Raw genomic sequence first — 12613 nt, forward strand, 5'->3', positions numbered from 1 at the left:
TTATGCCACAAGATTTTCCAGATTTACCGCCGCTAGTTCCGCAACGAGGCACAGCGTATAGTCGTGCATTGTGCAGAAAAATTTTCATTGGTCAGGGATGGAAAGTGGTTGGAGAGATTCCCAACCTCCCCAAAGCGGTGGCAATTATTTCACCACACACCTCAAATATTGATGGCTGGTATGGTTTTCTTGCAATTGGGGGTCTGGGTTTAAAGGTGACGGTACTGGGTAAGGACACTTTATTTAAACCGCCTTTCGCGCCTTTTTTAAACTGGGCTGGCCTGATTCCAGTGCATCGGGACAGCGCGCATGGACTGACCGAACAGGTGGTAACGACTATCCAGAAATATGACAAAATCTGGGTGGGGATGGCACCAGAGGGCACCCGTAAAAAAGCAGAGAAAATGAAAAGTGGCTTTTATCATATTGCCCATGCCGCTGGCGTACCGATTGTGATGTTTTCTTTCGATTATGCCCATAAGACCATTTATAGTCTGGGCGCGTTCACCACAACAGGACACTACCAGCAAGACCTTGAAAAAATTATGAAATGCTATGAGGGTCATTTCTCACCCAAGAATCCACACTGGCTGGCTGAACCCTTACAAAAACTTGTGAAAAAAAACTAGAAAATTAAGGGCAAATCTGCTCTGATGTGCCCATCTTTTTGTACACTTTATCTGCATTTAATATGAAAATTGCTCGACTGTCTTGCCTGACTTTAATTAGCCTGGCTTTATTTGGTTGTGATCAGACTGCAAAAAAAACACCTCCCACAACAGCAATCAAGGCCCGTGAACCTGTGATTGCGCTGGCTTTAGGTGGTGGTGGTGCCAAGGGCTTTGCTCATATTGGCGTAATCAAGGTACTGGAATCTCATGGGATTAAGGCCAAAATCGTGACAGGTACCAGTGCAGGCAGCTTTGTGGGTAGTATCTATGCCAGTGGTCAAACCCCTTATCAAATGCAAAACCTTGCCCTAAAGCTTCAAGAGTCTGATCTACGTGATTTAACCCTCAACAGTCAGGGTATTATCCTTGGGCAAAAATTACAGAACTATGTTAATGCTCAGGTGGGCAATAAACCAATTGAACAGTTTCCAAAACGTTTTGCTGCGGTTGCCACCCGTTTGGATAATGGTAAAAAGGCTGAATTTATTAAAGGAAATGCAGGTCAGGCAGTACGTGCATCCTGTAGTATCCCGAACGTTTTTGTACCCACTGTGATTGGCAATACCAAATATGTCGATGGCGGTCTGGTCAGTCCTATTCCAGTCAAAACAGCGAAAGACATGGGTGCTGACATTGTAATTGCGGTGGATATTTCAGCCCGCCCAACGGGTGACAAACCATTGAGTATGTGGGGTTTGCTCGACCAGACCATTAATATTATGGGACAGCAAAGTATTAATGAGGAACTGAATCAGGCAAATGTCGTGATTCAGCCTAAAGTTGGTCATCTTGGTGTGCTTGATCTTAAATCAAGTAATGAAGCGATTTTAGAGGGTGAAAGAGCGGCTCAGGGTAAAATCGTTGCCATTCAAAAAGCCATTACTGATTTTAAGAAGTCCCCTGCTGCATTACAGCCAGCGCCTAGGGCTAAATTCTAAAAAAATAATATTAAGGGGTGGTGTGCAGTTCAAAGATGCTTGCTCTATGAGTAAGCTTTCCAGCTCGCATTTCCCCCACATCCTAAAAAAACAATCTTTTTATATTCATAAAGATAATCATCTGCTAGAGTGGGGAAAGTGAATATTTTTCCACCTCCACTCAGTTTAATGATGCGAGCAAATCTATGGAGTTTGTAGTTGAGCCTTGGCACTGGTTTGTATTAGGGATTTTACTGATTCTTTCAGAGTTGATTTTGCCTGCTTTTGCCGCATTATGGTTTGGCATAGCAGCAGTCATGGTGTGTATTTTACTGTGGCTTTTCCCAATGATGGGCTTTACCACCCAAGTGGTGACTTGGGGCATTTTATCTATTTTATGTACGATACTCTGGTTCAAGTTTATCAAGCCACTCTCGACTGATAAAACAAAGGCAGGATTACCACGGGAAGCCACGATTGGACAAGTGGGTATGGTCATCCGTACTGGGCTTGACCATGATCAGATCATTGTACGCTTTCCAATGCCTGTTTTAGGGTCAGATGAATGGAATTGCCGAACCACAACGGCTGTTCAGGTCGGTGACCGTGTTCGGGTCGTTGATATTCTAGGTAACGATCTAGTGGTCCAACCACATAGTAGTAATATTTCATAACAAAGAGGGTTTTGATATGTCTGCTGGAGCGATTATTGTTTTAGCTCTTTTGGCTTTTATTGGTATAACCATTTTTAAAGGGGTTCGTATTGTTCCCCAGGGTTATAAATGGATTGTGCAACGTTTAGGTAAATACCATACCACGTTGAGTCCTGGCCTGAATTTCGTCATTCCGTATGTTGATGAAGTGGCTTATAAAATCACCACCAAGGATATTGTGCTGGACATTCCTTCACAGGAAGTGATTACACGCGACAATGCGGTTCTGGTGATGAATGCGGTTGCCTATATCAACCTCACCACACCTGAAAAAGCGGTGTATGGCATTGAAAACTATACATGGGCAATTCAAAACCTTGTTCAAACCTCACTACGTTCCATCGTGGGTGAAATGGACCTGGATGATGCGCTGTCTTCCCGTGACCATATCAAGGCCAAATTAAAAGCCGCGATTTCTGATGATATTTCCGATTGGGGAATCACGCTGAAAACCGTTGAGATTCAGGATATCCAACCTTCCCATACCATGCAGGCGGCGATGGAGGCACAGGCTGCGGCTGAGCGTCAACGTCGTGCGACTGTGACCAAAGCGGATGGTGAAAAGCAGGCAGCTATTCTAGAGGCGGATGGACGTCTGGAAGCCTCCCGTCGTGATGCCGAGGCACAAGTTGTGCTTGCAGAGTCTTCACAACGCGCCATTGAAATGGTCACCAGTGCTGTGGGTGATAAAGAGATTCCTGTTGCTTACTTACTAGGTGAACAATATGTGAAAGCCATGCAGGATTTATCTAAATCAAGTAATTCAAAAACTGTGGTATTGCCTGCTGATGTACTCAATGCAATCCGTGGGATTATGGGTAAGCATTAATTTTTAGTTATAAAAAAACGCACTATCCTTAAAGATGGTGCGTTTTTTTATTGAGCAAATTCCATTTAACTTGTGTAGTTGATATTTATTGCTCAGCTAATTTCTTAATTTTACGATCAAAAATAAAAGGGCCAAAAGGTAGGATCGCAGCAATCAAACCCATGTTAAAAATACTTAGTGACCATTTCATACGGTGACAGACAACCAGCAAGACCGCTAAAAACAATAAGAAAAGTACTCCATGTCCCATACCGATATATTTGACAAAAATGGGATTATCCCAAATATATTTGATGGGCATCGCAACACCAAGCAATAACAGGAAACTGATTCCCTCAAGCGTTCCCACAAAACGTAAAGTTTTAATATTCATTATGATGCTGTTCCTGTCATTAACTTTTTCGTGCCAGTAAAAACTGTGCAATTGCCACCAGCTCTTTGGCATCATCACCAAAATAGCTCAATGCTTCAAATGCCTGATCATGCAGGGTTTGCGCATAGGCTTGAGCTTTTTCCAAACCAATTAAGGCTGGATAAGTCGATTTTTGTACCTGCTCATCCTTACCCGCAGTTTTACCCAATGTTTCAGTGCTGGCAGTAATATCCAGAATGTCATCCTGAACCTGAAAAGCCAAACCAATGCTTTGCCCAAACTGGCGCAACTTTGGAATCGCCTGATCTGTACCTGCAAAAATTGTCACTGCACCCATCATAATCGCGGCCTGAATCAAGGCACCTGTTTTATTACGGTGAATATTTTCCAGTTCAGCCTGATCGACCTGTTTGCCTTCAGCCTGTAAGTCGAGTACCTGACCACAGACCATTTTTGAACTGGCAGTGGCTAGAATCTGCATTTGCTTCAGTACAATTGCAGCCTCCATTCCCTGCCCCTGTTCATCAAACAAACGGCTTCCCAGAATTTCAAATGCCATGGACTGTAAGATGTCCCCCGCCAACAAGGCAGTATCCTCACCAAATGCCACATGGCAGGTTGGCTGCCCACGACGCAGCAAATCATTATCCATACAGGGTAAGTCATCATGTGCCAATGAGTAGCAATGGATCAATTCAACCGCAACGGCTGCACGACGGGCGGCCGCAAAATAATGGTTGGGTTGCAATGAGGCAGCCGCATAACACAATGCAGGACGAACACGCTTTCCTCCCAGCATCACGGCATGATGCACGGCGGCCTTTAACGGTTCTGGAATAGAGAATGCAGCCAATGCTGTCAATAAATCCTGTTGAATACGTTGTTGAGCCTGTTGTAAAACATCCGCATTAACTTGAGAAATAGATGACACAATTGCCTCTGGAAGCTTGAATGATAAGGATAAAGACAGGACCTGTCAGAATGGCGACATCATACCATTATTTATCTCAGGAAATTGTGTTTGTATTTTTAACTTATTCAAAATAATAAAGCCTCCAAAAGGAGACTTTATCAAGGAATTTACTGGGATAATTTAGAACGTATCACCTGGTACACGCACCCAACCTTCCATTAACACACGGGCACTACGGCTCATAATGGCTTTTTTCACAGCCCATTTGCCATCAATCAACTCAGCTTGGGCGCCAACACGCAATGTCCCTGATGGATGACCAAAACGAACCGCTTCACGCTCACCACCGCCCGCTGCCAGATTCACCAACGTGCCTGGAATGGCTGCTGCCGTACCAATCGCAACTGCGGCTGTGCCCATCATGGCGTGGTGCAGCTTACCCATCGACAAGGCACGAACCAATAAATCTACATCAGTTGCTTCAACGGTTTTGCCACTTGAAGAGGTATAGGCTTTCGGCTGAGAAACAAAGGCAATTTTAGGCGTATGCTGACGGGCAGCCGCTTCCGAAATATCCTTGATCAATCCCATCTGCACCGCACCATAGGCACGGATTTTTTCAAAGCGCGCCAAGGCAGCGTTATCACCGTTGATATGGTCCTGCAATTCTGTACCCTGATAGCCAATATCTTCCGCATTCAGGAAAATGGTTGGAATACCCGCATTGATAAAGGTGGCCTGAAATGTACCAATCTCAGGTACTTCAAGCTGATCCACCACATTGCCTGTAGGGAACATATCGCCGCCCTCTTCACCATCATCGGCAGGGTCTAAAAATTCAATCTGCACTTCCGCTGCTGGAAAGGTCACGCCATCCAGTTCAAAGTCACCTGTTTCCTGTACCTGACTGTTGGTCACTGGCACATGCGCAATAATGGTTTTCTGGATATTCTTCTGCCAGATGCGTACCGTACAAATACCATTTTCAGGAATACGTTCTGCATCAACCAAACCATTGGAAATGGCAAATGAACCCACCGCTGCGGTGAGGTTGCCACAGTTACCGCTCCAGTCCACAAATGGCTGGTCAATCGAAACTTGTCCAAACAAATAATCAACATCATGCTCTGGCTGTGAACTTTTTGCCAGAATTACGGTTTTACTGGTACTTGAAGTTGCACCACCCATGCCATCAATCTGTTTACCGTATGGGTCTGGGCTGCCAATCACACGTAAAAGAAGCTGATCACGTGCTTTTCCTGCCACCTGTGCCGCTTCAGGCAAATCATCCAGCTTGAAAAACACCCCCTTACTTGTGCCACCACGCATATAGGTTGCTGGGACTTTGATTTGCGGTACTGAGCTCATGTCAATTTCATCCTTTTATCATGTTTTGGTGCAGTCAAATTTTACGTTCAACGTTACTGCACAGCAGTCAAAAATGCCATACAACCAATGGTTTTTAGGTTAAGTATTTTAGGCAAAATATGACCTTTATATTGGGTATATCAACATGATTTAACAATGGCACGAAAGCCAATAAACATGGTTAAAAAAACAAAGTGACCTTTCAAGCGTACAAATATAAATCACCATTTATTTTACCACTCATTCAAATATAGGATTTTAAATAACTTTTAAAAACTACTTTACAGTCATAGCCTGCCTGTACTTTTACTAGGCGAAAATCCTGCAATCTATTAGAATAATCCACTTATTCATCGTCGAGCTCAGTCCTTTGAACAACGATTCTTCTCAACTTCAGCGTGGACTAAAAAACCGCCATATCCAGCTCATTGCGATGGGTGGAGCAATTGGTACGGGCTTATTTTTAGGTTCTGCACAGGTGATCCAGTCTGCTGGACCATCCATTATCTTGGGTTACGCAATTGGTGGCTTGATTGCCTTTTTAATCATGCGTCAACTCGGTGAAATGATTGTTGAAGAACCTGTTGCAGGTTCATTTAGCCATTTCGCCTATCAGTATTGGGGTAAGTTTCCAGGTTTCCTTTCAGGCTGGAACTATTGGGTATTGTATATCCTTGTTGCCATGAGTGAGCTGACGGCGGTCGCCAAATATATCAATTACTGGTGGCCTCATATTGCCGCTTGGCAGTCGGTGCTGTTTTTCTTTGTCATCATTACCGCCATTAACCTGACCAATGTGAAATTCTATGGGGAATCGGAATTCTGGTTAGCGATTATCAAGGTGACCGCAGTGGTTGCGATGATTCTGTTTGGCCTGTTCCTACTGTTTACAGCAGATGCCAATTCAACCGCTTCATTCAGTAACCTGTGGGCACATGGCGGGTTTTTCCCAAATGGCTTTGATGGCCTGTTCTATATGCTGGCGTTCCTGATGTTTGCCTTTGGTGGGATTGAATTGATTGGTATGGCGGCAGCCGAAGCCAATGATCCAAAGAAAACCATTCCTAAAGCGATCAATCAGGTGGTGATTCGTATCCTGATTTTCTATGTCGGTTCACTCACCATCCTGTTGTCACTGGTGCCTTGGAACCAGTTGGATTTAGGTGGTCTGGATAAAAGTCCATTTGTGATGATTTTTAGCCAGATGGGGATTGGCTGGGCTGCGCATTTACTCAATTTTATTATCCTGACTGCGGCTTTATCGGTCTATAACAGTGGTATGTATGCCAATAGTCGTATGCTGTACGGTCTGGCTCAACAAGGCAATGCCCCTAAAGTGTTTGCCAAGACCAATAAACAGGGCGTGCCTGTGCCAGCGGTTTTACTGTCTGCCTTATTGATCTTTGGCTGTGTGTTGTTGAACTACTTTGTTCCAGAAGATGCCCTGGGTCATTTGATGTATGTGGTCGTTGGTGCTCTTGTGCTCAACTGGGCCATGATCAGCCTGACACATTTGAAATTCAAGGCAATGACCAAAACAAAAGGCCTGAAAACCAACTTCCCTGCATTATGGTCGCCATTCAGCAACTATCTGGTCTTGGCATTTATTGCTGTGGTGTTGTACATCATGTGGCAGCAAGGCTTTAAGGAATCCGTATTAATGATTCCAATCTGGATTGTGCTCATGTTTGTACTGTATAAAGTGCTGAATCTAAAAGCCAAGAATTAAACAGTTGATCGGTATTGAAAAAGTGATTGTTCTAGCAATCACTTTTTTGTTTATGCTTTTTCATTTACAATCATCGCACTGTGCGCTTATAGCTTAACTGGATAGAGCAGTTGCCTCCTAAGCGACCGACGTGGGTTCGAGTCCCGCTGAGCGCACCATTTACCTTAGTTCTAAAATGCTGTTCGGGATAAAATTAACTTCTTCCGCTTAATGCCAACAGCCAATTAATCCTGCTCAACAGAGATCAGAAATGTAGGTCATTATTTTTTCTGGATTTTCCAGATCAAATGGAATTGCCCTCAAAAATGCCCCATCGCTTTGTACATTAAACTTAAAACGTAGTTCATGATTAAATTTATTCGAGTATTGAGGATAGATTAAGATGACCTCACTCGTATGTTCCAAATAATAGTGACTATAAGCGAACATCTGTTGGATATCGCCATCCTTGAAGCCGAAACGCTCACCGCGCTTATTCTGATCCAGCAGTTTCCATTTCGTGTCTAAAATAATTTTCTGCCTCGTTTGCTTATGCTGGATATGAACATCTGGACGAAGTTTAAAAATAGGCCTATCTTCATGCAAACAGATATATTGGCTAGAAACCTGAGTCCTGATTTCCCAACTGTTTAAATTTCGGCGTAAATGATAAGCGACATAATGCTCAAAAAGCTTTTCCATGGGGAACAACAAGCTCATACCACGCCAATCGCCTTGAGTTGATACAGGCATAAACTCACCAAGAATCAATTCAGTCCACGGCTTAATCTCTTTATACAAGGCAAGCAATCGCCCTGTTTTCCACTGTTTAAAATCCTGTCTAATATCTCGACTCGCAGGAATTTCTCCCGTCATTAAACGCAATTCTTGTGCAAGCTTCCAATTTCCTGCATTTTTTGTTTTCTTGCAAACAACTTCCAGGGCTTTACGGATCAAACGATTTTCAGGTCGATTCACTTCATAAATGTCGTGTTCAATCGGAAAAATATGCTTTCTTGCTGGCGACTGGCGCATATGCTTTGCATGCTGTAACTGCCCACGTAAAAACTTTTGTTCCTCTTGCACACGGTTATAATCGAAACGTAATCCTCTTTGTACAAGCTGTTCAAACGCAGCTAAAAATTGCGTGATAATCCACTCATGCAAAGGCTGTCTGAACTTTTTTAAATCAGCCTTACCAGCCTCCCGATAAGGCAGATGCAATGAAACGCCCAGCATTTTTTGCAACAGCCTGCGCTCTTGTTGAATAACGCTTTGTTCATCTCCTGTACAAACGTCTACATGCTTGGGTAATATTTCAATGCGAGTCCCACATGGAGTTTCAATTAGCCCCACATGCTGATCCAGCTTCAACTTCCTGCGACCCGCCAATTCAAAGACTTTCGTACCGTGTCTGGAAAATGATGCTGACAGTTCACATAAATGCTCAAAAGCTTTCTCTGAAATATAGGCATGTTCCAAGTCTGAGTCAGGGCAGCCGCTATACGCCACACTGATAAAGGCATATTCTCGAACGGTAAAATCAGGCATGAGTATTTAGCCTTTTGTACCTAAAATTTTAATAAAAGCATCAATCGTTTTAAATGCTTCATCATTTATTTTCCAGATTTTCTTTTGTTCAGAATAATCTATGTCTAATTGGGCATTTGCTGGAAACAAAGCAGAAATATTAATCTCATTATCTTCAATAATCATACCATTTTGATATAGGACTAAGCTGATTTTGCTCCAGTCATCAAAGAAGTATTCCTGCAATTGTGGAATGATTTTTTGTTTAAAAATATGGGCTAAATTTTCAAGGGTCGGCTGTTTTCGCAAACTCATAAAATTGGCATGACCAATGCAATGATCACGATCTAAAAGTACCTCAATTCGTTGATTCATCACTTTCAGTAATTCTGCAACTATGACAGAAGCCTCTTCACCGCTTTGATCTTGACCATGAATCTCTATCAAGACACCATTTTCATCTTTAATTTCTTCTGGCTTTGGCGGCATTTCAATAAAAGTGAATCGACGGCGTAATGCGATATCCAAACCTGTTAATGAACGGTCAGAAGAGTTCATCGTACCAATAAGATAGAGATTGTGTGGTATCGTAAATTCTTTTTTAGAATACGGTAAAATAACTGAAAGCTCTTCAGCAGCTCCAGCACGTTTTGAATCTTCAATTAAGGTAATCAATTCACCAAATATACGGGAAATGTTACCACGGTTAATTTCATCAATAATCAATACATATGATAGATTAGGCTTAATATTTTCACCTTTACAATCCAGCATTAATTGAATTAAATTTGCCCATACAGTGCAATAACCATTAACAATATAAGGCTCTAATAATGGATTATTTTCTTCTAATTTCTCTAAGACATTTTTCTGACTAATATCTTCAATCGTTATTTTTTTTTGGATTACCTTTTCCAATAAAAGATTTGCTAAATCAGTTGATAAATGAATCAAATTTCCATTCGGCTTATGTACCACTAAAGCATCTGAACTAACTGACTTTAAGATATAACCTCTACCAAATTCTGCTCCAATTATATTATTCCTACTTTGAGTTTTTGCTAAATCACAAATTTCTTTGAAAATCCCTGCTTGAACATCATAAATTAAATTCCCATTTTCATCCGTTTTAGCCCTTATACCCTCAACGAAGTCTTCATAACTAAAGCTCTGGTGAAAGGTGATAAAATTTATTTGTCCTTGAGTTTTATAAGTATCAAATCTTTTCTTTAACTCTTCACGGGTCTCCATCTCTAACTCTTCCAATGATTTATTTTCAATAATTGAAAGTGCATGGTTGATCGTATGATAAGTTTTACCCGTCCCAGCAGCACCAAATAAAATTCGGTTTAATGGTTGTTCAACTACTTTTTTATTTTGTATTGATTTCTGTTCCATTGTTCGATTACCTTGTTTCTGACCCCTTACTCTATAAATATCTTCTAACTCATTATAATTCTGTATCTGATTTTCAAAAACCATCTGCTGTACGTCTGTACGTCTAACACATGAAATCGTAGACCTATAAGTTTTGAGAAAAATAATCCGTTCTTTTGGCAAAAGCGTCCAATTTATTTTTAATTCACGTCCATTCTTTAAGTTTTCTATAACTTCCCCAATTGCTTTAATTTTCATACAACTGACATCACAACCATAGTTACGAAATGGCAAATTATTTTTTTGCACATACGCTGTTTTTATCGCAACTTTATCTCCAATATTAACAAGATTAATCTGTTTGGCATGTTTATTTGAATTTGCATACCAAATATTTTTTTGGACAAAATCTTGGGTTTTATCCACCCCATCTATATCAGCACCTAACATCCAATAATTCATTTATATCCCAATATTTACAAAAAAATTTAATAGCCTGAATGTTATTAATTTTTGTAGAAAAACCCTCTTTCGATATATTCTATAACTGTTTTTTAATCACCAACACAGCATAAATAATATTGGCAAACTGCCTCATTTTGGCTGGATCACTCATCAGTTGAGTCATCTGTTCAGTATGTGCGGTATTACTATCAAGCACTGCATCATCCAAGGCATTATCAAACTCACCTAAACGACGTAACAAAGTAAATGGTAAAATCATGCGTCCGTATTGGGATTGCTTAAAGTCACCACGAAGTAGGTCTGCGACTGACCAAATGAGAGCTGCAACTTGAGAAAAATTGTTATTTGTCATTGAAATATACCGCTTGCTTTACAGCTTGAAACTTAAAATTTATGTAGCTAATTGTGCCTGATTTACAATGGGTTTTACCACCCGTAGAATAAGTTAAAAGTTGATTAATTCGTATAAAAATGGGCTTTCTTAGCATTATTGAAGAAAAAGAAATTTATAGTTTTATGCTTAATGATGAACAATGGACAAGACTAAAATCTACAACATGTATAGCTAGCTTAGTCTCAATCCATTGATTAATCTCTCTGGCTGACCACGCCACACGATTAGCAGATAACTTCCTAAGTTTAATATTAAATATTTAGCCAGCTAATAATTCTCTAGCTTTTATTAACAAATCCTGTTGATCAATCTCGGAGGGATGAAAACTGGCCTTATAGAATGCACAATAGTCAGGCAGCAAACGCCACATCATTTGTGTTAGCCCTAAAAGCGTTTGCGCATTTTTTAAGAGTTGCACAGGTGAATATAAAGTATTTTTACGGTCTTGCCATACCAGATGGCTTGTCATCACGATTGTGCTACTAATAAATCCCACTGTAATCGTTCGCATACTGCGACGACGCTGAGGTAGATTAGCAAAAACCTGTTGATATACATCAAATGCCACATGTTTATGTTCAATTTCTTCAACAGCATGCCAGAGCCAAAGATTCCTCATATTTTCAGATAAACCCTTGAACATAACATTTGGATATTTAAGCATATAACCTGCCATCATCGCTGTAAAATGCTCTAGTGCAACCGTTGCAGCCAATTGACGGCGCTGGCTTAAAGTCCGTAAACGAATCATCTCCTGTTCGTAAGCCTTTTCAAATCTTTTTAAATGATATTCACTGCTTTGCACCAGTTGATTAAACTGTTCATGAGCACGGGCATGATGTGCCTCTTGGCCGATAAAACCTGAAATATCTTTTTGCAATCGTTCATCACTAATTTTATCTCGCACATTACGGACAGTTTCTACAAAAAAACGTTCGCCTTGTGGAAAACTCATTGATAAGGCTGTGAGAAAATGTGACATCAAAGTAGATTCAGTATAATGAACTTTAATTTTCTCAGGTTTGAATTGCGTTTGACGCACAGTAATTGTATCTACATCCATTGACATCATAGCTTGCCCCACACATAAAACCTTAGCAGACCATTACAATACCACCGAAAAGGGATTCACAAAAAAGTCTTATTTCCCAGAGTGAGCAATCAAAAATCATGTAAGCTGCAAAAAGTTGGCTATATAAAATTCAACATAGTTCCAAATTAGAACTAATCATTAACCTATAACTTGCTATGCATGCTGTCAAATTGTTTCTAGAATATTATTCCAATTTGTCCTATAAAGACTTTTTATGACATTAAAGGAATTATTCCCTAAAGAAAAAAAGAAAATATGCCTA

General features: G+C 40.9%; 12 protein-coding genes and 1 tRNA gene. 6 read left to right on the forward strand and 7 right to left on the reverse strand.

Annotation, left to right across the window (positions count from 1 at the left end; translation table 11 throughout):
- The first annotated feature begins 2 nt into the window (after positions 1-2).
- From N5J47_RS07300 to N5J47_RS07315, 4 genes are all read left to right on the forward strand, one after another.
- On the forward strand, positions 3-629 hold the full coding sequence (locus N5J47_RS07300) for a 1-acyl-sn-glycerol-3-phosphate acyltransferase (RefSeq protein WP_279959445.1): 627 nt from the start codon (positions 3-5) through the stop codon (positions 627-629).
- A gap of 62 nt (positions 630-691) precedes the next feature.
- Positions 692-1609: a patatin-like phospholipase family protein gene (locus tag N5J47_RS07305; RefSeq protein ID WP_279959390.1), complete on the forward strand. Its 918-nt coding sequence runs from the start codon at positions 692-694 to the stop codon at positions 1607-1609.
- Between the two features lie 185 nt (positions 1610-1794).
- Complete coding sequence (locus tag N5J47_RS07310) at positions 1795-2262, forward strand: NfeD family protein (protein ID WP_004675003.1); 468 nt, start codon at positions 1795-1797, stop codon at positions 2260-2262.
- A 16-nt stretch (positions 2263-2278) separates the two neighbouring features.
- On the forward strand, positions 2279-3130 hold the full coding sequence (locus tag N5J47_RS07315) for an SPFH domain-containing protein (protein WP_267982179.1): 852 nt from the start codon (positions 2279-2281) through the stop codon (positions 3128-3130).
- A gap of 85 nt (positions 3131-3215) precedes the next feature.
- On the opposite strand, the gene N5J47_RS07320 is transcribed toward N5J47_RS07315, so the two are convergent.
- The 3 genes from N5J47_RS07320 to prpF all read right to left on the reverse strand — a co-directional run bounded on the left by N5J47_RS07320 (position 3216) and on the right by prpF (position 5784).
- Positions 3216-3503 carry a DUF3817 domain-containing protein gene (locus tag N5J47_RS07320; RefSeq protein WP_279959389.1) on the reverse strand — a complete coding sequence of 96 codons (288 nt, stop codon included), beginning with the start codon at positions 3501-3503 and terminating at the stop codon, positions 3216-3218.
- A 19-nt stretch (positions 3504-3522) separates the two neighbouring features.
- Positions 3523-4434: a farnesyl diphosphate synthase gene (locus N5J47_RS07325; protein WP_279959388.1), complete on the reverse strand. Its 912-nt coding sequence runs from the start codon at positions 4432-4434 to the stop codon at positions 3523-3525.
- 162 nt (positions 4435-4596) lie between these two features.
- Complete coding sequence (gene prpF / locus N5J47_RS07330; RefSeq protein ID WP_279959387.1) at positions 4597-5784, reverse strand: 2-methylaconitate cis-trans isomerase PrpF; 1188 nt, start codon at positions 5782-5784, stop codon at positions 4597-4599.
- A gap of 370 nt (positions 5785-6154) precedes the next feature.
- Between prpF and N5J47_RS07335 the strand changes: the two genes are divergently transcribed.
- Together N5J47_RS07335 and N5J47_RS07340 are read left to right on the forward strand one after the other, a co-directional pair.
- Positions 6155-7513, forward strand: coding sequence for an amino acid permease (locus tag N5J47_RS07335; RefSeq protein ID WP_279959386.1), 1359 nt, complete (start codon positions 6155-6157; stop codon positions 7511-7513).
- 82 nt (positions 7514-7595) lie between these two features.
- Positions 7596-7671 (forward strand) — tRNA-Arg (locus tag N5J47_RS07340).
- A gap of 76 nt (positions 7672-7747) precedes the next feature.
- Here N5J47_RS07340 and N5J47_RS07345 read toward each other — a convergent pair.
- The 4 genes from N5J47_RS07345 to N5J47_RS07360 form a co-directional block, all read right to left on the reverse strand.
- Positions 7748-9043, reverse strand: coding sequence for an McrC family protein (locus N5J47_RS07345; protein ID WP_279959385.1), 1296 nt, complete (start codon positions 9041-9043; stop codon positions 7748-7750).
- Positions 9044-9049: 6 nt separating this feature from the next.
- A complete protein-coding gene (locus N5J47_RS07350) occupies positions 9050-10861 on the reverse strand; it encodes an AAA family ATPase (protein WP_279959384.1) in 1812 nt (603 codons plus the stop codon).
- Positions 10862-10940: 79 nt separating this feature from the next.
- Entirely contained in the window at positions 10941-11216 is a 276-nt protein-coding gene (locus tag N5J47_RS07355) for a type I restriction-modification system subunit M N-terminal domain-containing protein (protein WP_279959383.1), read from the reverse strand.
- 301 nt (positions 11217-11517) lie between these two features.
- Positions 11518-12327, reverse strand: a complete 810-nt coding sequence (locus tag N5J47_RS07360) for a metal-dependent hydrolase (RefSeq protein WP_279959443.1) — start codon at positions 12325-12327, stop codon at positions 11518-11520.
- Positions 12328-12613 lie beyond the last annotated feature (286 nt).

Source organism: Acinetobacter sp. GD03645 (assembly GCF_029845285.1).
Lineage (GTDB): Bacteria > Pseudomonadota > Gammaproteobacteria > Pseudomonadales > Moraxellaceae > Acinetobacter > Acinetobacter corruptisaponis.

Coding starts and splice junctions, on each gene's coding strand:
- N5J47_RS07300 (WP_279959445.1), top strand. CDS start 3: ATGCCACAAGATTTTCCAGATTTACCGCCGCTAGTTCCGCAACGAGGC.
- N5J47_RS07305 (WP_279959390.1), top strand. CDS start 692: ATGAAAATTGCTCGACTGTCTTGCCTGACTTTAATTAGCCTGGCTTTA.
- N5J47_RS07310 (WP_004675003.1), top strand. CDS start 1,795: ATGGAGTTTGTAGTTGAGCCTTGGCACTGGTTTGTATTAGGGATTTTA.
- N5J47_RS07315 (WP_267982179.1), top strand. CDS start 2,279: ATGTCTGCTGGAGCGATTATTGTTTTAGCTCTTTTGGCTTTTATTGGT.
- N5J47_RS07320 (WP_279959389.1), bottom strand. CDS start 3,503: ATGAATATTAAAACTTTACGTTTTGTGGGAACGCTTGAGGGAATCAGT.
- prpF (WP_279959387.1), bottom strand. CDS start 5,784: ATGAGCTCAGTACCGCAAATCAAAGTCCCAGCAACCTATATGCGTGGT.
- N5J47_RS07345 (WP_279959385.1), bottom strand. CDS start 9,043: ATGCCTGATTTTACCGTTCGAGAATATGCCTTTATCAGTGTGGCGTAT.
- N5J47_RS07350 (WP_279959384.1), bottom strand. CDS start 10,861: ATGAATTATTGGATGTTAGGTGCTGATATAGATGGGGTGGATAAAACC.
- N5J47_RS07355 (WP_279959383.1), bottom strand. CDS start 11,216: ATGACAAATAACAATTTTTCTCAAGTTGCAGCTCTCATTTGGTCAGTC.
- N5J47_RS07360 (WP_279959443.1), bottom strand. CDS start 12,327: ATGTCAATGGATGTAGATACAATTACTGTGCGTCAAACGCAATTCAAA.